Genomic DNA, 20,748 nt, shown 5'->3' with positions numbered 1-20,748 from the left:
TAATGCAAAATTTTGAACCAAAAAGTTCTTTGTTAATTGATTTAGTAAACAATAAAAAAATTAATCAAGTCCGTGAATACACAAACCAAAAACCACTTTCAGAAGTAGCTGAAGAAGTATCTAAATTTAGTCAGTTTCAGCGTCTTTTATTTTTTAGAATGCTAGACACCGTTACAGCCGGCGAAATTTTTACCTTTTTTTCAGCTGAAATTCAATCAGAATTAGTCATCAGTTTGCCAAATGAAATGATGAATCAACTTCTTGATGAACTTTATGCTGATGAAATTGTTGAGCTTTTAGATGAAGTTCCTGATAATGTTGCCAAACGAATTTTGCGCAATATTGATCCAGATACAAGAAAAAGAGTTAACCAACTTTTACAATATAATTCAAACCAAATCGGCTCTTTTATGTCGGTTGATATTGTTTATCTTTCAAATGAATTAACTTGTGCCCAAGCGCTTGAAAAAATCCGTAAATATAAAGATATTTCTGAATTGGTCCATTATTATTATGTTGTTGATTCGCAGAAAAAAATGATTGGCACTGCGACACTTGAAGATATAGTTTTTTCTGATCCTAATTTAAATATTGAAAAAATAGTTTTTCAAGTTCCTTTTTTAGTAACAACTGACAAAAAAGAGCATGCCGCTGAAGTTTTCGCTAAAAATGATTTTTCCGTTTTACCAGTTGTAAATACCGCCCAAAGATTAATCGGGATGGTTACAAGTGATGATATTATTGACATTGTTAAAGAAGAAGCAACAAGTGATATTTATAAATTAGCCGGAATTTTACCACAAGAAGTTGAGGATTCCTATCTTAAAACCACAATAATCCAAATTGTTAAATCCCGTGTTTTTTGACTAATAATTTTAATGTTTGGCTCAACCTTGTCGCAGTTTATTATTCAACAATTCACAGATGCAATTACCGAAAATGATTCAATTAAATCAATTGGCCTTTCATCTTTTATTACTACAATTGTCTCAATGATTCCGGTAATTTCTGGATCGGCCGGAAATGCTGGTTCCCAATCAGCAACAACAATTGTCCGCTCGATTTCACTAAAGGAAATTAATCGTTCTAATTTTTTCTCTAAGGTTCTTTTAAAAGAAATTGGCGTTGGAGCTATTGTTGGTACAGTTTTGATGGTTCTTAACTTTATACGGTTAGTAATTTATTTTACTCTCTCTGGCGAGATCAAAAACTCGCAAATTCCCGAAAATTCAATTTCAAATTTAACGATTCGCGATTATGTTTTAATTATTTCTTTTGCCTCATCATTTTCACTTTTAACTGTAATTATTTTTTCTAAAATTCTTGGTGCAATAATTCCAATGATTGCAAAAGCAACAAAAAGAGATCCTGCTGTTATGTCAGCGCCAATTTTAGCAACTGTAACAGATTCAATTTCTACTTTAATATTTTTTGGTGTAACAATTATTATTTTTTTATTATTGTAGTATAATGTTCATTTTTTAGGCAGGAGATATGACATATATAACAATAATTGGTTGAATTGCAGCTTCATTAACTTCGATAATCGGTTTACCTTTAGTAATAAATACTTTTTTAGCAAAAAAACCACCAAAAGTTTCATTATTAAGCTGATGAATTTATTATTTGGGAATTTTTGGATTTGCACTTTTAGGCTTTGCAATTCGTGATTTACAAGTTTTTATTCCGCAAGTATTTAGCGGACTTTCTACTTTTATCTTTTTAGCTCAAATTTATATTTTTAAAGCAAAAACAACAAGAAGACAACTAATAAATTTCAGTTTTTTGTCTTTTGCATTAACAGTTTTTCTACTAATTTTACTACTTGGAATTTTCTTTGCAGCCAAAATTTCCTTAGGAAATCTTGCTTCTTATGCTAAATATCTTGGAATTTTTGCCGGATTTTGCGTAAATATTGCCTTTTTACCACAAACTTTGTTAGGTATTAAAAACAAAACAACTAAATTTATTCCACTTACTTTTTTGCTAAATTTATTTCTCCTAAACTTTGCTTGATTAATCTACTTTTTCTTGCAATTTGTTATTGAAAAAAATGACGTTTACCTTCCGTCATTCATTTTTCAAATCATTGGTTTCTTGATTTCGACAATCCAACTTGTTGCTTATTTTTATCAAATCAAACAACAGAAAAAACCATTTAAAATTAATTGAATTTAAACTTTTTAATTATTTTAATCACAAAAAAATTGACAAAAATATGACTAAAAGACTTTTTTAGTCATATTTTTTAATCAAATTTTGTTCGATATAAAAAGTCTTTAATTGCATAAACTAGCCCTTGTTGATCGCAAGCACTTGTGTTGAGTTTTGCTGTTTTTTTAACAATTTCATAGCCATTTGCCATTGCATAAGAAAAATTAGTTTTTTCAAGCATTGAAATATCATTAGGACTATCGCCAATTGTCATTGTTTTTTGGACATCAATTCCAAAACTTTTTGCTACAAATTCAACAGCACTTCCTTTATTTGTCCCTTTTTTACCAATTTCAATACTTATATTATTAATTAAAACGCCTTCAAGATCGCCATCTTCTTCTAATAATTTATAAGCCTTTTCTAAAGTTTGGCTGGAGCCAATTAATTCTAATTTTATTACATCTTTTTGTGGGCTATCAGTAAAAAATACCTCATTTTCAGGATCCAAAAGTGGGTAGTTAAAATAGGAATAATTTTGCTCTTTAAAATTAAAGCTAAAATATTTTTGACTTGTTCAAAAATTTAGTTGCATATCTAAATCTTTAGCAATTTTAAAAACAAACTCTTGTGATTTTTGTGAAATTGGCCCGTGAATTAAAGTATGTTTGTCCTCTTTTAAATCACTAAATAAAGCACCATTAGATGTTAAAACGTAGCGAATTTCTAAGAGTTTTGCTGTTTGCAAAATTCTTGAGCCCAAAGGATTACCTGTATTTAAAATTAAGGTAAAGTTATCTTTATTATTTTTTAGAAAATCAATTGTTTCCTTATCAACGGAAAAATCACCGCAATAAAGAGTTCCGTCAATATCACTAAATATTAATTTTTTAACCATTTCTAAAATTATAAAGTAAAACACTAAAAACAAAAATTATTTTAAATTAGATATTTTTTTAGGTAATTTTTTTTACATTTTTGTCAACAAAAAAAAAAAAAAAGGTTATAATGTTAGCATTTCAACACGAAAAAGGAGGTCAAAATGAATGCGGTTAGTGCTGAGGCTTATAGTTTAAATGCAAAACCAGCTAAAAAAGACAAGAAGAATTTAGCGCGTATTTTTCTTCGCGTCGTTTTTATTCTATTTTTGCTTGGACTAAGCACGGCAATTTTCTTTGACGCCCGTCGATCATTCCTGAACATAGTAGATATTGACCAAAATGCCCCGATTTCAAGGGTTTCAAGTATTTCGCTAATTTTTAATCCTATTGATGATGAAATTCGCGAATTTATTGCTCCAAGAGTTGCAAGATCAGTTTTTTTGTTATTTTTTAGTATTATCTTTTTATTTAAAGGTTTAAAATTTTTTGGCCTTAAAAATAAGACGCATAAATACATAATTTTATCAGTCTATTTTTTCCTTTCATTAGTCAATCTAGTTGTTTATTTTGCTTGACTAACAACAGATTGGAGTCATATTCTTGGCATTTCTGCCCAAATTTTTATTTATATTTTACTTGATTATTCCCTTTGACTTTGACTCGGGCGAACAGATGACAAAATTAACTATGACTATAAAAAGCTTTTTACTTTTAAGCATATAAGTTTAGCGTCTGCTATTGTTACATCAGGTACTTTATTTGGAATTTTTGCCTCAATGGTCTTTTCGACCCCTGAAAACTCATCAGTTTCGACCGTTACTTATGACAATCCAGTTGCAAATTGAATTTATACTTTTATCACAGAAGTTGCAAAACTAACTAATTCGTTAATTTTAATTGCAATTTTAATGGGAGTTTTAGTATTAGCTTTATTATATTATAGTCCGCAAATTTATTTTTACCGTCAAAGTTTTATTCGACTTAAAAAATATACGCCAGCGCTTTCGGTCTTAATTTTTATTGCTATTGGAATTTTTATATATAGTGTTTATATAACTGTTTATTCGATAAGTAATTTTGTTCAGTTTCTTCCTTTTGGAAATAATATTGTGCCCAATTATTTGCCGACAATAATTGGTATTTCGATTCATGTTGTTTTATTAATTCTTTATTTTGTTTTAAATCTTACTCGACTAAAAAATAAAATTAAAGATTATCAATTAAATACTCTTCCATTCATTTTTATTCTACTATCTTTTATTGTGAGCTTTGTTGTCTCATATTTAAGTTATTCAGTTTATGAAACAATTTGAATAAACTCAACTCAGCTAGTATTTTTCCTTACCATTTATTTTGCTCTAGTTAGAATTAAACCCGAATTTCCGCTTTGGATGAAATTAATGGTAAGTTTTTTCATTATTTTATACACAATTTTTAATTTCATTTATTTATTGAATATTGATATTTATACATCAACCGTTTCGCAAGTTAAGCCAGAAGACTACCAAAAAGATTTAGTATCAGTTTTTTATATTGACTATAGTTTCTATTTTCTTGGGATTTTAACTCTTTTACTAGCAATTTTTGTTTTAACAAATTTATTTATTGCAATTGGTAAAAATACTTTAATTCTAACAACAAAAAACAAATCATCTCAAGATCAAAATCAAAATGTTGAAAATGAAAAAATAGAATCATCTTAGATCTAAAATCTTCTAAATCTAAAAGTTAAAAAATAAGGAACAAATCATGAAAATTTTCGGAACAAAAAAACAAGCAAATCCAACTCAATTTGATACAAAAACAGAATTTCGTGACTATTATGATTTAATTAATCACCCTAATTTCATTAGTTTTGATGCACTAATGAATTTAACTCTGCTTGTATCTTCGCAAAAAGCAAAATCCTCAATGAAAGAAAAATACCAAAAAAAAGTTATCGACTCTTATAAGTCAACCACAGAATTAGTGTTTAAAAATTTTGTTATTTCTTGGCAACGTTCAAGTCGTTTTGGTTCAAAAGGGCTTGTTCCGATAATTGCTCAGGTTGAATCTTCAAATGTTAGAGCAAGTAATTTTTATTCAGATAGTTCTGATTCAAGATTTTCAGCACTTCTTGGGAATCTAAACACACTTGCTTGAGATTTTATTGCCAATAAAAGCCGTTTTGTTGAAGTTGTCGAAGGATGCATTGTTTTTCTCGATCCGCAGACCAAAACACTTAAAGTTATTTTCAGCGAAGTCTCTTTGGCATCAAGTTTAGAAGATCAAAACCAACCAAATAAAAAACGATAAATACTTTAATTTGAGAGTCTTAAATTATGAACATAAATGAAAAAAAGGAAAAAAGAGACAATTTTATCAAAATTTATGATTTAGTTTCACTAAATCGGAATATTTCTCTAATCCAAATTAACCTTCTTTTAAGAACAATAAGAAATGTTTATGAATTTTTCTTAATTGGACAGTTTTTACTTGCCCAATTTAGTCCACAAAGATCATTTAGTGCAAAATTATCACTACTGACAAAAAAAGCTTTTGCCCGCCAAAATATTAATCTTTGAATTTATCCTTCATCAAATGAAAAATATACCCAAAACTTTTTTGATCAAATTGAAGCTAAAATTTTAGAAAATTATACTGAAAAAGATTTTATTGTTCCTCTCGGTGTTCGGGCAATTAATTTTGCAAAGAAAAACAATATGAAAATCATAACTAGCTTTGAAAATTTAGACAATTCCTTTGAAAATTCAGTAAAAATTGGTCAAGTTATTGAATATGGACTTAAAACTCGTCAGTTTTCATCAGTAAAAATGGCCGTTTATTCAAATAAAATCCCTAATTTTATTGCAACAATTTTCCCTTTAAACCAATTTGAATTTAAAATGGAAACAACTCAAGAAACAATCGACAAATTCAAAGCTAACCTTGATAAAGTCCGTTTTTTCCCTAATTTTGAGGAATTTTACCAAACCCAAATTCAAACATATTTTGCCACATCAGTGCAAGTTTTACTACTTGAGTCACAATTTATCGTCTATAAAAATAAGCTTATTCACGAAAATACCCTTTTAAAGGAAATTGAGGAGAAAATTTTACGTCTTAAGACAACAATTTTAAAAATTGAACGTGAGCTAGAAATTGAGGAACTAAACTTGATTAAGAGCAAACCGAAAGGAATTTTTTAAATGGAATCACAACTTTGAAATTTCCGAATTTTGACCCCTGAAAATAAAACTATAAATTTTAAAGATTGCAAAATATATATTAACATTGAACAGGAAAAATATTTTGCACCACTTGAGCCATTTATTGTCTCAAATCTTGATTTTTCGCTCATAAAAATCGAAATTTCTTCCGGGGTTTTTTATTTTTTTGCCCACAAATCATTACTTTTTTCCTTAGAAAATAGCGCTTCTATTCGTCTTTATGATGATTTGATTTTTTATAAAACTGATAAAAAAGAATATTATATTCAGAAAAAATCAAATCAAAAAAGCAAAAACACACTTTTGCACAAATTGCAAATGCAAGCAAATTTAGAGCTTAGCTCAAATTTAGAATTGTATAATAATTATATGCTTGCTAAACAAGAAAATGAACAAAACCGTTTGATGCAACTGTTTTTTTTAGTTCAAACCGAGGTGAATCATGTCTAAAAAATTAAAAAATAAACTAGTTTTTGCGCCTATTTTATCAGTCTTTTCAATTTCATCTTTATTTTTTCTTTCATCAGCTTCAACTTTTAGTCCTGCTGTTGTTGAATTTCAACAAACTGCCCCTGCTCCTGCAAGTCCAAGTCAGCCTCCTGCAAATCCGCCAGCAAATCCTGGACAAAATGCTGGCGGCCAAGCCTCTGCAGGTACAAGTGAAAAAAAGGCTGAACCAATTACTGAAGAAGAACTAAGGCAAAATAAAGCATACTGAGAAGCCCAAAAAGAATCATTAATTGATCAATTTATTGATAAAGTTGACGAAGATATTAAAATTAAACTTGCTGATATTGCTTCAAAAACTCGTGATAATCTTGAAGAAAAACTACAGCAAAGTTTTTTCTGAATTCAACTTCGTGATTATTTCAAGCGAAACCGTGAAGGCCTAAAAAAGAATCCAAGTGAATTTGGCCTTAATATTATTAGTCCTTTTGCTTTTGCCAATAATCTAAAACTAAAACGTGGTGATGTTAGCTTTGACAAAGAAAACTACCAAGGTCTTGAATGAGGAACTAACAATGATGATAATTATGAAAAAATAAATAATGTTAAAACCTCAAAAGTAACAGAAGTCCCAAACACGCTCAAAGGAAAAGATTTTGAAAATCGAATTAAGACTTATTTTCAAGGACTTACATCCCAATATAAACAATATCTTTTTAAAGAAGAAGAATTTCCTGTTTATAAAAAGAATTTTAACCTTGACAAATTTTCTGAAAGATCTGATACTGAAGAAAACCTTTTGTTAGCAAGCAAGCCAATTGGCAAAGAAGGAATAACTTCTTGAAATGACTGAATTAAAAACTACTTTGAAAAACAGTCACTTTTACTTGATTTTACTTTAAATCAGCTGCCAAATCCAAGTTCATCTCAATCAGCCCAGGAACAAATTAATTTTGCAATTAAAAAAATTACTAACCAGAATCCACCTGATGTGGCCGAAAAACCTGAATTTGAAGTGCGAATTGCCCCTGATTTGCCGCCAATTATTGCTCCTCAGTATGCAGCTATGACGCCTCAACAAGTAGTTCAACTCTATAATTCAGCATCAGCAGAAGAAAAAAACAACATTTTTTTCTTCTTAAATCCGTTAAATTCACGTTTTAAATATTTTATTGAATCAGTTTCGCTTGATCCGGCTGGAAATAAAATTAATGCAAAAGTAAAAATTGTTGACTTTGTTAATCAAGTTCGTGATCCAGCTGACAAGTCAAAAGCCGAAAAAGTCTATGATACTCCCCATTATACTGATTTCCCTGAGGGCGCAACTCCGGCTCAAAAACAAGCAATAACAACAAATTTATACAATTCAAATTTAGGTGTAACTGCTGTAATTGACCAGTTTTTCTCAACATTGAATATTCAAGACCAGTTTAGTTTTGACCAAATTCGTTATTATTCTCCAGGTTCACAGACAACAATTTATAATTTCTTTTATTTATTAACTAAAGTTTTTTATAACCAAGATTTTCTTGATGCTCAGAAAAAATTGGCCCAAGATTATATAAATTCTTCTAATTCAACAGTTTTTTCGGCTTCACAATTTCAGTTTTTATCTTACCTAAAAAAATCAGAAATTGACAATAATAAAGCTTGATCTCATTATTATTTAATTTATTTTTTAAACCTAATTGTTCTTCAAGATAAATTTTTCCAATATTTGGCAAAGCCAAATGCAGTTGACAAGGCAGCAGCCGAGCAAAAAGAAAAACAATTTGACGAAAATCTCAAAAAGTTGAATTTAACTCGCGAAGATATTAACCGTTATTTTGCCCAGGCACACGAAAAAGTTGCCCTTTTTCATAATGAGTCTAACAAAATAAGCTCAAATTTAGTTAATCAATTTGTGGCAATGACTAAACTAGGACGCCAAATCAATCTTTTAAACCAAATATTAGGTCATGTTGCTTATTTTGACGAAAAACCTCAGGCAAATCAAGGATCTTCTTCAATAAATAGCTCTCAACAAAACTCTGATCCAATTCAGAATTTTTCAGCACTTATTGAACAATTCAACAGTGAACAGCAAAGTCAATGGTTAGCAAATAATCTTGCTTATTTAATAGTCGGGACACTTTCAGTAATTTTAGTCTCAATTGCTGTAATTTCAAGATTGTTAGTTTATAAAAAAAATCAACTAAAAAAAGTTGAAAATAATTCTGAAAATCAAGAACAAGGAGAAAAATAATGTCATTACGTGTCGCTTCAGTTTTAGACTATGTTATTTTAGTTAAAGGACAATACAACTGAAAAGAACAGCAATTTTTTCAAATCAAAAATAAACCCGAAATCAAAGCGGTAGTAATTCAAGCCTCATATATGCAAGCTTATTTACTTTTTAACAACCAAAAAGGTAAAGTTGAAATTAATGACGAACTTGTTGAGCTACCTGATTTTGATCGCGTGGCCACTTCAATGGAATTTTTTGGGAAAATTATCGATCTTTCTGGTAACATAATTGAACCAAAATCAGTCAGACCACAAACTTTTTTAACTTATCGTCACTCAGCTTTTGCAACTGCCGCCGGTGTTTTACAACGTCAATTGCTTGATCGTCAAGTTTATACCGGAATTTTGTCAATCGATCTTTTTAACCCAATTGGATTTGGACAGCGTGAACTTATTGTTGGTGATCGTCAAACTGGGAAAACACATATTGGAATTAACACAATTATTAATCAGAAGAATTCGCCAACAACAAAATGTATTTATGTCTCAATTGGTCAAAAACGGCAAAATTTAGTCTCTTTATACCATGATCTCTTAAAAAATGGGGCAATGAATAACACAATCGTTCTTCATGCAGCTTCAACAAGTCCTTTTGATCAATATTTAGCCCCTTATTTTGCAATGGCACATGCTGAAAATCTTAGTTATAATTACGATGTTGTTATTGTTTTTGATGATCTTTCTAAACATGCGAGTGTTTGGCGTGAGGTAGCGCTTTTAACTAATCAGCCAATTGGAAAAGAAGCTTTTCCGGCCGATATTTTCTTTGCCCACTCAAAACTTTTAGAGCGTTCCGGTCGTTTTATTGGGCGAAAATCAATTACAGCCTTGCCAATTCTTCAAACAGTTGACAACGATATTACCGCTCTTGTTTCTTCAAATGTAATTTCAATCACTGACGGTCAAATTATTACTTCTTCAGCGCTTTTTGCCGAAGGTAAAATTCCTGCAGTAAATATTGGACTTAGTGTTTCGCGGACAGGTTCATCAGTTCAAGCAAAAAATATTCGCGCAATTTCCAAAGAAATTTCATCATTATATTACAACTACCAAAAGCAAATTAAATTGGCAAAATTAGATTATGATCTTAATAAAGAAACTTCAGATTTACTCTTTAAAGGATCACAAGTTGAGCAGTTTTTAGTTCAAAAAGGTTATTCTTATTATTCACCAACAAGTGTTTTAATGGGAATAAAAATAATTTCTTGAGGTCTTTTAAAAGATGTTGCTGATCCTACAAAAGTCGTGAATTTTGTTCAGGCCTTAATTGAAACTGATCCATTTGCCAAACAAATTTTTGCCAAATACACAAATAATGAATTTATTGACGATCAGCTTGCTGGTTCATATTTTGCAACAGTAGTTAACCAATTTTTGGAAAAAACAACAAATACTCAACTCTAAGTTCCGCTTGCATTTCCAAAAATGGAGCAGTCATTACTTGATTCAATAATGCAAAAAGCCCAAAATATCGGAGGTAGATAAAAATGATTGGCTTTGTTTCCCAAATTTGAACTAATGTTGCTGAAATTAAATTTCAGACTGATCTTGATAAAATTCAACTTGAACAAGCTCTAACAATGCACCAAAACACAACAGTTTTGGTTATTAAAAAAATTTTAGATGCAAATACAGTTCGTGCAATTGTGATTGCTAAATCTCAGCCAATTGCCGTTGGTCACCAAGTTGTCAATACACTCACTTTTTTACAAGTTCCTGTTGGTCCTACTGCTAAAAATCAAGTTTTTAACATTTTAGCCCAGTCACAAAATAATGCCCAATATAAGCCGAAAACAATTCCGATAAACTCAACAGTTAATGTTACCAAAGAAAATTTTAATGTTCGTCATAAATTGCTTGAAACCGGGATTAAAGCGCTTGATTTTTTTGTGCCTATTTTTGAAGGTTATAAAATTGGAATTTTTGGTGGTGCCGGAGTTGGTAAAACTGTTTTGATGAAGGAAATAATTTTTAACGTTTCTAAACAAAGACAAAAAGTTTCGTCAATTTTTGTCGGTTCAGGTGAGCGTTCCCGTGAAGGTCTTGAGTTATTTTTAGAACTTCAAGAGTCAAATTTAATGTCAAAATCAACAATGTTTGTTGCCCAAATGAACGAAACTCCTGGCGCACGTTCAATGATTGTGCCAATGGGAGTTACAGCTGCTGAATATGCTCGTGACTACGAAAAAGAAGATGTGCTTTTATTTATTGACAACATTTACCGTTTTATTCAAGCTACTAATGAAGTCTCAAGTGCGCTTGAAAAAAATGTTTCAATCGGTGGTTACCATGCAACAATGGACTCTGATGTTTCTTTTATTGAAGATCGCCTTTATAAAAATGAAAATGGTTCAATTACTTCGTTCCAAACTGTTTTCTTGCCAATGGACGATCTTTCTGATCCAGCGGCTATTTCGCTATTTACTCACCTTGATTCTTCATTTGTGCTCTCACGTGATAAAATGTCAAGAAATATTTTCCCAGCTTTTGATCCTTTAGTTTCAACCTCAAACTCAGTTTCGGTAAACGTTATAGGTGAAAGACATTTTAATGCAATTATTGCCGCTAAGTCAATTATGAAAAAATACAAAGACTTAGAAGATGTTATTTTGATTCTTGGATTTGATGAACTTGATGCTGAAAGTAAAATAATTGTCCGTAAAGCGCTCCAACTTGAAAACTTTTTCACCCAAAATTTCTTTATGGCCGCCGCCTTTACTAAAGAACCTGGAGTTTATGTTCCACTTGAAAAAACAATTGACTCAGTAATTCGAATTATTGATGGTGAATTTTTAGATATTTCTCCATCAGAATTTGCCTTTATTGGCTCAGTTGATGATCTTGCTAAAAAAGAAGCCTAAAAACTTCAAAAACAAATGATAATTTCACCTTAATTTAGGTGAAATTTTTTATCCCGAGTTTCGCAGTTTGATGAAATAATCTTAAAAAGTGTCCTGGTTTAGTTTTGGCACTTTTTAACTTTTTTTAGCAAACTCAGGAAAAATAACTATCAAATCAAAAATACTCCCGAGTTTCCCAGTTTGATAAGGTAATTTTAAAAAGGTATCCGGTTTTAGGGACTTTTTTAAGTTTTTTGGTAAAAGTTACTTACAATTTTTTTAGTGATTTATTAAGATATCAAAGTAAAAATCATACCTATTTCAAATATTCGGATCACTAGGAACACCATCTCGATTTTTAAATGTTATTTGCTGATCTAAAGTGTTAAATTCAACCCTTTGCCTTAATTTTTGCAACATCGTTACTAAACCAACTTAGTTAATTTTTGTTTTTTCATAATTTATAATTATACCATAAAATTACTTAAAATGCTAGTAAATGCTAGTATAAAAATTAAGATTTTAAAATCAAGAAACACTGATTTTAAACTAGGACAAAGAAAAGTAACACTAAGGCGTTGGCTTTTTTGTCCGATTTTAGGAGGAGGCTAACACCAAAAGTGTTAGTTTTTTAAATTTTCAAATGCAACAAAAAGGAAATACTAATGTCAAGACACTTTAAAAAAGACGAGTTTGATATGATTTATAAAATTTACAATGAATTTGGATTAAAAAAACAATAAATTATATAAATGATATTTCGCCAGATACAAATTTTATAACCAGAGATCAACTAGTTCGAAGAATCAAAAAAATTATTCGGTATTATAATAATGGTATGCAAGATCAATTATTAGATAAAAAGGGTGCGAGGAGAAAGCCAGGGAGTGGCAAACCTAAAAAACAAATTGAACCCGATTGAAACGAATTTACAAAAGAAGAATTAATAGAAATAGCTAAGAGATATTACGAAACCAACAAAGATAAATCAAAATCAGGAAAACTTAGTGAAGCCAAAACACTAAATATTCCCTACAGCAAATCTGCAAAAATTTTTAATGTATGCAGACAATCAGTGGCAAAATCTAAAACTAGAGTTATAAAAGTAAAAGAGTACGAAAATGACGCAATAATTAAAAAATCCTTTCTTGATAACAAAGGTAGATATGGTCGCCTAAGGTTGAGTGCTTATATTTCTATAAAATATAATATTTACATTCACCCTCGAACTCTTGGAAGACATTTAAAAAGATTGAATTTAGTATGTAAAATTAGAAAAAAGAAGAAAGAGCGAAATTAAGAACACCAAATTCGCACTACCGGATATTGTTAAACGCGACTACAATGATAAATTAAATAGGAATATTTTTGCTACTGATATTACATATATAAAAGCTCCCAGAGATGTTAAGGAAAACCATGTATTTTTGTCTGTAATAATTGAGCATAAAACTAAAAAAATCAGAGATTTTAAATTATCTGTAAGCAATGATCTTAATTTAGTTATGGATAATATAAAAACATTTAGGTCTATTGATAAAGATTTTGTTATTCATTCGGACCATGGATTTCAATACACTTCAAAAGTCTATATTGACAAAATAAATAAAATGGGAGGAACTGTTTCGTTGTCTCGCATAGGAAATTCTTTGGATAATAGGGAGGTTGAATATTGATTTTCAATTATAAAAAGTGAATGCTTAAACGAGTTAAACTACAGTAAAATAACTTTAGAAGATCTGAGAAAAATAATTGCAGATTATATATTTTGATACAACAACTATAGAATTCAATCAATTTTAAATTGAAAAACACCACAGCAATATGCTATGATGTTATAATAATATTAAACTGTTAATTTTTTTGCCCTAGTTTATTTACCGGTGTTTTTTCATATTTCGATTCACTAAAAAGTGAATTTTTGCCTTAAAACTGGGAAACTCGGGAATAATCTTAAAAAGTGTCCTGGTTTAGTTTTGGCACTTTTTAACTTTTTTAGCAAACTCAGGAAAAATAACTATCAAATCAAAAATACTGAATTTTAAATCTAGCACTCGCAAAAGAAAAATCTACTTATTAATCAAATAAAACAAACTAAAAAAGCTAAAATTTTAACTTGAAAAGCAAAATTATGAAATTTTTAAACTGCTTTTTTAGTTTAAAACACTGGCAAAAATCACAAAAAATACAACTACTATTTAAATTCAATGCAAATAGAGAACTCGTTTTTATTTGCGTCGAGCCTAAAAAAACATATGAAGTTTTGAAAGAACAAAAACCAAAAGCCCTAAATTTGTAGATTTCTAAACAGGTAAATTTAAGGCATTCCATCATATTTAAAAATATAATGGATAACTCGCATTTTCTGATTTTATCATGCAAAAAACATGTCTTATCCTCCTTAATTCAATATTAAATTTATTAATTATTCTTAGTGATTGTTATTATAACACAAATTTTTTTTAGACCAAGCATTTTTTTTTTTTTTTTGCAAACAGTTAATTTTAAGCCATTGCACTATCTTTAAAACACAGTCCAAAATTCGCATTTTCTGATTTTTTTAGACAAAAAACATAATTAATTCCCCCTTAATTCTAATATCCAAAAATTTATTAATTCATTTTTATCAAGATTAATTATAACTGAATTTTTTTATTTTAAAAATTTAAAATAAAAAAATAAGACTCGCACTTTAAAGCAGCGAGTCTTACAAAACAATTTACAAATAATAAACGAAAATAATAACTTTATTTTGTCGCGTCAATGAAAATTTTCATTGCTTTATTGTCAGATGCATTTAAGAAGGTATCATAAGCTTTCATCATATCAGAAAGGTTGAAGCGGTGGGTAATTAGTCCATCAACTGGGAGTTTTCCGGTTGAAACAGCGTTAATTAGCATTGGTAGTGTGTTTGTATTTACTAGTCCTGTTGTAACGGTGATGTTTTTAATTCAGAGATTTTGGAGATTAAAGTCGACTTTTTTACCGTGGACACCAACAACAGAAATATTTCCACCTGGTTTAACAATTTTTTGGCAAGTGTCTCATGTTTGAGGAAGTCCAACAGCTTCAATTGCAACATCAACACCATCAGAACCAACAATTTCGTGTAATTTTTCTAACAATGAATCATCAGGAACTAGTGTGTGAGTTGCTCCTAATTCTTTAGCTTTTTCTAAACGGTTTTTGTCAAGATCAATCACGATTAATTTAGATGGTGAATATAGTTGTGCAGTTAAAAGCGCTCCCATTCCCACTGGACCAGCACCAATAATTGCTACTGTTTTACCAGGTGAAACTTGACCATATTGAACACCAATTTCGTGTCCAGTTGGAAGCGCGTCTGATAACATAACAGCTACTTCGTCAGAAATTGTATCAGGATATTTATATAAACTATTATCGGCAAAAGGAACTCTTACATATTCGGCTTGAGTTCCGTTGATCATATAACCGAATTTTCAACCACCTTCTGCTTCACGGCAGTGAGAATATAACTGTACACGACAATTGTCACACTTACCACATGGAGTTATGCAGCCAATTAAAACTTTGTCACCTACTTTAACATTAGAAACACTTGAACCTATTTCTTCAACAATACCAATACCTTCGTGACCTAAAATTCTACCTGAGGCAACTTCGGGATTTTTACCTTTAAAAATTCCTAAATCTGTACCGCAAATAGTTGTTTTGGTAACTCTAACAATTGCATCTGTTGGTTTTTGTATAACTGGTTTGTCAACATCTTCGAGGGCGATACTGTGATCACCACGATAAACTAATGCTTTCATTTTTATATAATGACCTCGTATATAATTATTTGCATAAATAATTATATAACTTTTTTTATAATAAATAAGTATTTTTATTGAAAATTTTTTTAGTCAACGTAGTGTAAAATTTCTGCCTTATTTGCCAAGGTTTTGACATTAATTTTGTACTTAGCCACAAAAACCAATTTTTTTCCCGAGTTTCCCAGTTTGATGAGATAATCTTAAAAAAGTGTCCGTTTTTTCGGCATTTTTAACTTAAAAAGCAAAATTATAAAATATTTAAACTACCTTTTTTAGTTACAACACTAACAAAAATCATAAAAAAACAACTGCTATTTAAACTTAATGCAAAAAGAAAACTCGTTTTTACTTACATTGAGCCTAAAAAAATATATGAAGTTTTGAAAGAACAATAACTAAAAGCCATAAATTTGTAGATTTCTAAACGGTCAAATTTATGGCATTCCATCATATTTAAAAATATAATGGGAAATTCGCATTTTCTGATTTTTTTATGGCAAAAACATAATTAATCCCCTCAATTCAATAGCAAAATTTATTAATTTATTCTTAGTTATGCTTATTATAACATAACTTTATTTTTGACCAAACATTTTTTTTTTTTTTTTTCAAAAGGTTGATTTTAAAATAATAAAAATTAAGATTTTAGGCAAAAAACTCGTAAATCCACGAACCTTTTGGAACTAATCTTTGCACGGCATTTCTAGTTCTTTTTCCGCCTTTTTTGTAATATTTTCTGAGTCTGTCATTCCAACTATTACCCATTTATTAGTTTTGATTCAGTTAAAAACAGTCTTTAAAGATGGTCTTTCGATGTTGGGGTAATTTTCTGCTATATAAAAATATGTTGGCTTAACTCCATGGACTTTTTTGTCATATTTTAGTGCAAAAATTCTGCTGAATTCCTCATATTTCCCTAACTCAACAAATTTGAAATAATACCTATGATAATATCTTTTTTGTCTTTTTGTTATTGCTAAATTAGCTTCATAAATTCCATATTCATTTAGATTTCTTTTAATTTCTCTCGAGACAGTTGAGGGTGAAACATTAAGTTGCTTAGCAATAAATCTTATACTTTTATTGTTCTGCAATAAAAACTCAATTTTTACTAAATCTTCGAAACTAAAATGTTTAAATTTTCTTTTTTCCATGATATTTCCTAAGTAAAAAAATGCAACAATAATATTATTATACTATATGCTGCATTTTTATCTTCTATTTAGGAAAACCCAATTTACGGGTTTTTTGCATATTTGTATTAAATAAAAAGTGAATTTTTGCCATCAAACTGTCAAACTCAGTATTTAAAAAATTTTTAGTCAACGTGGTCTAATAAAATATCTGCCATATTTTCCCAAGATTTTGTCATTAATTTTAAACTTAGCCACAAAAACCAATTTTTTTCTAATAGTTTGCCAAGAATTTTTGGACTAACAAAAAAATAAACAGAATTTAATAATGTTTTTAAAAACAAAGGCACTACTAAAATGCAAACGGGAATAAAAACAAAAATATATGGCGGAACCGGAAGGTCATAAACATTCCAAAATAAAATTCCAGCCGCTATTAATCCCACAAATATTGCTAAAATAAATCAGCGAAAAATTATGTATGTAAAGGGAGTTGTTGATTTATAATATAAGGAAAATGTTTTTTTATAATAAGAAATTTTTTTATCATTATTTTTCATTTTCTTCTAATTCCTTAAATTTCTTAGCAATAAAAATTGCAAAAATATGTCTAATATCAATGCTATGATCATTTTTGTATGAAAATACTAAATTTGGACTTAAGTAATTTAATGATAAATTGCTTATTTCGAGCTTTTCGTTGAAAGCATTAAACTCGTCTTTTGAACTAAATTCGAGCAAAGGTGAGTCAGATTTATAATGAGGATCGGGCAAAATTATATCGTTAAAAAATTTATGAAAATCATTATCAAATGCAAGACGTAAATTTTTAATTTTAGTGTCATTCTCAAATTCTTTTATTAGTTCCAAAACTGAAATTTTGAAAGGTTTTCCATAGTTTGAGAACGGATTTTCCAAGGTTAACTCGATGTTTTCAGTGAAATTTTCAATAAGTAAATTCAAATCAATTTTTTGAATATTATTCAATATTTTATCTTGATTTAAAACACAAATATATTGGCTTTTTTGTAAAATTGAATCAAAATAGCATTGAGAAAGTTTAGCCTTTGTAAAAGGTAAATTAAATTTGGAAATTTCTTTTAAATCATCTATAGTATTTTTGAATTTAATTTTATAATTTTCACTTAAATTCATGATACTTGGAAGTAATACTAATCTGCTAATTTTATTTGCAATTTGGTAAACTGGCGAAGTTATTGTTAAATTTTCAACAGTTGTTTGATATTTTTTTGGTACAAAAATAAAACTAAGTCCTTCACATTTAGTTGATTCATCGTTTTTTTTATAAATATAAGGGTCAATGATTTGTTTATCATCAAGAATTATTGTTTTTTTAATCCCTAAATCATAACGTAAATTAGAACTTGAGCAAAAATCTATATCGTTAATTTCACGAGATTTTAAAAAAGTCAAACTTTCGGCAAATGAGCCATAAAAAACAATTGAGGGGTCAATGTTTGCTAATTCATTGGCTTTTTTATAATATTTGTCAAAATTTTCATCTCTTAATTTATACAAAAGTCCAAAACTCAAGCGACTTATTAAAAATAATTTTAAAAATTTTATAGATTTAGCAATGGAATTATTATCAAAATAATCAACAAATTTTTTCCTAAGAAAAAGACCTAAAACAAAATAAACTCAAACAAAAGGTAAGGGCCAAAATGCTGCAGGACCTACTCATCATATATTTTTGTTTCAAAGTAAGCTAGCCCCAATTGCAAAAATGATAAGAAAAACCAATGAAATTATTAAAAGTGTAAGAATTTGCTGTCCTTTTTGGCCCTTTCTAATAAAATGAGAGTTTGAAAATTTAACATAATTATTTAAAATTATTGAATGCTTAGATATATTCATGAAACACCATTTTTATTAAACATTAATAATATGTACGATTTAAATATTTTTCATAAATTGCTTTTACATATTTATCATTAGAACGTTTATAGACTTCTTCTACTAATGAAGAAAGTTTTTTGGTTCCGCCGAGCAAAAACCAAACACTTGGTTCTAAAAAACGATATCAGGGAACATCATATACCTTGTGATTGATCATCTTCAATAATAGCACTAATTTACCAATAGAATGTTTCTCATCTATTAATTTTCTTGCTTTTTCCACAAAATAATCAAGATTACCATAACTATCTTGATATTGGGCGGATTCTGCTGAAGTGAAAATAGTTGTAAACAACAGAAACATATTCCCAATTTTAGCAGGATTAATCGATTTAGCCCAAGAAAACCTAGACGACAATTTTTTCACAATTTTATCGGCTACACCTCTTTTGTTTAATGCTTCCTTAATTTCTACCATTGGCGTTTTGATTTTGGATATATCTATAATTTTAGATATTCCCAAAACATATAAAGGATTGTTGGCAATGGCGGAACCAAAAAGAAAATTAACAGTAGCATCGATAAACAAACTTCCACTCAAATACCCAAGAACTGTAGAAATAATACTTGATATTATCGATAAATGATATTTGTATGATAAAACATTCTCAACAAATGTTCTAAGTCAGTAAGATAAATTCTCTCAATCAGACTCAAGCACATATTTGTCTAAGTTTGAGGTTTGATTATTTTCTAAATAATTATGGAAAGCACTATTAAAATCACTTGTATATCGTGCGTGAGTATTAAAACCAGTTTCTATATTTTTTGAATCAAGATCACTTAAGACTGAAAGAATCATGTTTTTATCAAATGTTTTTGCAGTCTTTTTAGCCTCATTCATTAGTTCGTTTATAAAATCAGAAACTTCACTTCTGCTAGGCTTTCTATTTCATCCATTTGAATAGTAATTAGAGCTTTGATGATATGGGTAATTTCCGTAACCATTTTCTAAATCTAAATGTATATGCATTTTATCTCCGAAAAATTGTTTTAGGTTTAAATTGAATTTAGGTTTAAATTGAAACCTAAAAAGATTATAGCATATATAAACAAAATTAATAATCTAAATTCAACTATTTTTTTGATTAAATTTTTTTTTAAAAAATATTATTAAAACTATAACAAAGCAATTGATTAAGTTTATTAACTCATTGGATCCACAAAATTATTTTATCAATTTTGATTAGGTTAATATGTTATAAAAAACAGCATCAAGTAAAATAAAATGCTAAAATAAATACTAAAATTTAATGCAAAAGTTAAACATACATGCAATTCTGCATCAATTATTAAATCCTAGTTTTAAACAAGATTAATTTTAAAATATCCTTATTACTAGCTTAATTTCCAAAAAATTTGAACCAAAATAAGTGAAATAATCCATATTAATACATCTTAATTAACAAGTATTAATTAAAATTTAATGATTCAAAAAAAACAACATTAGTAAAAAAATTTTTAATTTTTAAATTAGTTACTTTTTATACAAATTTGAAATTTTTTATAATATATTTTAAATTATATTGAAGAACAAAAAAAATTTTCATAAAACTCTGAATCAGTAATATTTAAACCACATCCCTTGTAAAAGTGTTAAACTTGAGAAGGACTGCATAAAGCGCAAAAAATAATAAATAAAGCGAATTCAAGATAAAAATATTTATAATTGCAAATTTTTTTAAAATAATGAAAAAAAATATTGTATAAAACTAAAAAAATAAAAAACTAGCAAAATCTAAATTAGCATATTAATATCAAGTGCATTTAAAATGCTTGTCAAAATAAACAATTCAAACGAGACAAATTACATATATCAAAATTGTTGAATTCAAAGGTTTTAAAAGCGAAATTTTACATTTACAGAAGAATTTAGACAAATTTAGACATGTATGCGACAGTAATTTGATAAGAAATTGACAAAAAAACCTTATAAAATGGGTAAAAAGTGTGATAACCAATTAATCGGGAAAACAAATATCTGTGTAAACCAAAAAAAGAAATAAACAATTAACGTTCGTTCAGAAAATGACCGTAGAATTTATCAAGAATAATGCCAAATGTTCTCAAAAGATACAGAA

The 20,748-nt window shown here is 28.6% G+C and carries 17 protein-coding genes and 1 pseudogene; 11 read left to right on the top strand and 7 right to left on the bottom strand.

Going from position 1 to position 20,748, the window contains the following annotated elements; genetic code table 4:
* The first annotated feature begins 2 nt into the window (after nt 1-2).
* Nucleotides 3-1,466, top strand: coding sequence for a magnesium transporter (mgtE, locus tag PWA39_RS02545; RefSeq protein WP_274827420.1), 1,464 nt, complete (start codon nt 3-5; stop codon nt 1,464-1,466).
* Nucleotides 1,467-1,494: 28 nt separating this feature from the next.
* On the top strand, nt 1,495-2,178 hold the full coding sequence (locus PWA39_RS02540; protein WP_075949653.1) for a PQ-loop domain-containing transporter: 684 nt from the start codon (nt 1,495-1,497) through the stop codon (nt 2,176-2,178).
* Nucleotides 2,179-2,248: 70 nt separating this feature from the next.
* Here PWA39_RS02540 and PWA39_RS02535 read toward each other — a convergent pair whose 3' ends face one another.
* A complete protein-coding gene (locus PWA39_RS02535; RefSeq protein ID WP_069099592.1) occupies nt 2,249-3,052 on the bottom strand; it encodes a Cof-type HAD-IIB family hydrolase in 804 nt (267 codons plus the stop codon).
* A gap of 144 nt (nt 3,053-3,196) precedes the next feature.
* On the opposite strand from PWA39_RS02535, the gene PWA39_RS02530 reads away from it, so the two are divergent.
* From PWA39_RS02530 to PWA39_RS02500, 7 genes are all read left to right on the top strand, one after another.
* The gene (locus PWA39_RS02530) at nt 3,197-4,738 is read left to right on the top strand and encodes an MSC_0624 family F1-like ATPase-associated membrane protein (RefSeq protein WP_069099593.1); all 1,542 of its coding nucleotides are present in this window, start codon (nt 3,197-3,199) and stop codon (nt 4,736-4,738) included.
* A 46-nt stretch (nt 4,739-4,784) separates the two neighbouring features.
* Complete coding sequence (locus tag PWA39_RS02525) at nt 4,785-5,330, top strand: DUF2714 domain-containing protein (RefSeq protein WP_069099594.1); 546 nt, start codon at nt 4,785-4,787, stop codon at nt 5,328-5,330.
* 26 nt (nt 5,331-5,356) lie between these two features.
* A complete protein-coding gene (locus PWA39_RS02520; protein WP_196242493.1) occupies nt 5,357-6,223 on the top strand; it encodes an MSC_0622 family F1-like ATPase gamma subunit in 867 nt (288 codons plus the stop codon).
* Nucleotides 6,224-6,694, top strand: a complete 471-nt coding sequence (locus PWA39_RS02515) for an MSC_0621 family F1-like ATPase epsilon subunit (protein WP_044283906.1) — start codon at nt 6,224-6,226, stop codon at nt 6,692-6,694.
* Complete coding sequence (locus PWA39_RS02510; protein WP_069099595.1) at nt 6,687-8,936, top strand: MSC_0620 family F1-like ATPase-associated subunit; 2,250 nt, start codon at nt 6,687-6,689, stop codon at nt 8,934-8,936. Before PWA39_RS02515 ends, PWA39_RS02510 begins: the two co-directional genes overlap by 8 nt.
* Complete coding sequence (locus PWA39_RS02505) at nt 8,936-10,381, top strand: MSC_0619 family F1-like ATPase alpha subunit (RefSeq protein WP_240534047.1); 1,446 nt, start codon at nt 8,936-8,938, stop codon at nt 10,379-10,381. The genes PWA39_RS02510 and PWA39_RS02505 overlap by 1 nt, the downstream gene beginning before the upstream one ends.
* A gap of 83 nt (nt 10,382-10,464) precedes the next feature.
* Complete coding sequence (locus tag PWA39_RS02500) at nt 10,465-11,838, top strand: MSC_0618 family F1-like ATPase beta subunit (RefSeq protein WP_069099596.1); 1,374 nt, start codon at nt 10,465-10,467, stop codon at nt 11,836-11,838.
* Nucleotides 11,839-12,096: 258 nt separating this feature from the next.
* On the opposite strand, the gene PWA39_RS02495 is transcribed toward PWA39_RS02500, so the two are convergent.
* Nucleotides 12,097-12,237 (bottom strand): transposase, encoded by a 141-nt coding sequence (locus PWA39_RS02495; protein ID WP_075949654.1) that lies wholly within the window; start codon nt 12,235-12,237, stop codon nt 12,097-12,099.
* 418 nt (nt 12,238-12,655) lie between these two features.
* On the opposite strand from PWA39_RS02495, the gene PWA39_RS02490 reads away from it, so the two are divergent.
* Together PWA39_RS02490 and PWA39_RS02485 are read left to right on the top strand one after the other, a co-directional pair.
* Nucleotides 12,656-13,117: a transposase gene (locus tag PWA39_RS02490; RefSeq protein WP_274827419.1), complete on the top strand. Its 462-nt coding sequence runs from the start codon at nt 12,656-12,658 to the stop codon at nt 13,115-13,117.
* 127 nt (nt 13,118-13,244) lie between these two features.
* Nucleotides 13,245-13,658, top strand: coding sequence for an IS3 family transposase (locus PWA39_RS02485; protein WP_274827418.1), 414 nt, complete (start codon nt 13,245-13,247; stop codon nt 13,656-13,658).
* Between the two features lie 906 nt (nt 13,659-14,564).
* On the opposite strand, the gene PWA39_RS02480 is transcribed toward PWA39_RS02485, so the two are convergent.
* The 5 genes and pseudogenes from PWA39_RS02480 to PWA39_RS02460 all read right to left on the bottom strand — a co-directional run bounded on the left by PWA39_RS02480 (nt 14,565) and on the right by PWA39_RS02460 (nt 19,640).
* Nucleotides 14,565-15,611, bottom strand: a complete 1,047-nt coding sequence (locus tag PWA39_RS02480) for a zinc-dependent alcohol dehydrogenase family protein (RefSeq protein ID WP_069099648.1) — start codon at nt 15,609-15,611, stop codon at nt 14,565-14,567.
* A 675-nt stretch (nt 15,612-16,286) separates the two neighbouring features.
* Nucleotides 16,287-16,768, bottom strand: a pseudogene (locus PWA39_RS02475) (helix-turn-helix domain-containing protein); the annotation flags it as partial.
* 164 nt (nt 16,769-16,932) lie between these two features.
* Nucleotides 16,933-17,307 (bottom strand): hypothetical protein, encoded by a 375-nt coding sequence (locus PWA39_RS02470; RefSeq protein WP_069099650.1) that lies wholly within the window; start codon nt 17,305-17,307, stop codon nt 16,933-16,935.
* The gene (locus tag PWA39_RS02465; RefSeq protein ID WP_069099651.1) at nt 17,297-18,625 is read right to left on the bottom strand and encodes a hypothetical protein; all 1,329 of its coding nucleotides are present in this window, start codon (nt 18,623-18,625) and stop codon (nt 17,297-17,299) included. Before PWA39_RS02465 ends, PWA39_RS02470 begins: the two co-directional genes overlap by 11 nt.
* Nucleotides 18,626-18,647: 22 nt before the next feature.
* On the bottom strand, nt 18,648-19,640 hold the full coding sequence (locus PWA39_RS02460; protein ID WP_069099652.1) for a hypothetical protein: 993 nt from the start codon (nt 19,638-19,640) through the stop codon (nt 18,648-18,650).
* Nucleotides 19,641-20,748 lie beyond the last annotated feature (1,108 nt).

The sequence above is a fragment of the Mesomycoplasma ovipneumoniae ATCC 29419 genome, from assembly GCF_028885435.1.
GTDB lineage: Bacteria > Bacillota_I > Bacilli_A > Mycoplasmatales > Metamycoplasmataceae > Mesomycoplasma > Mesomycoplasma ovipneumoniae.
The sequence above is the reverse complement of the archived record's forward strand: the minus strand, read 5'-3'. Positions and strand labels throughout refer to the sequence as shown.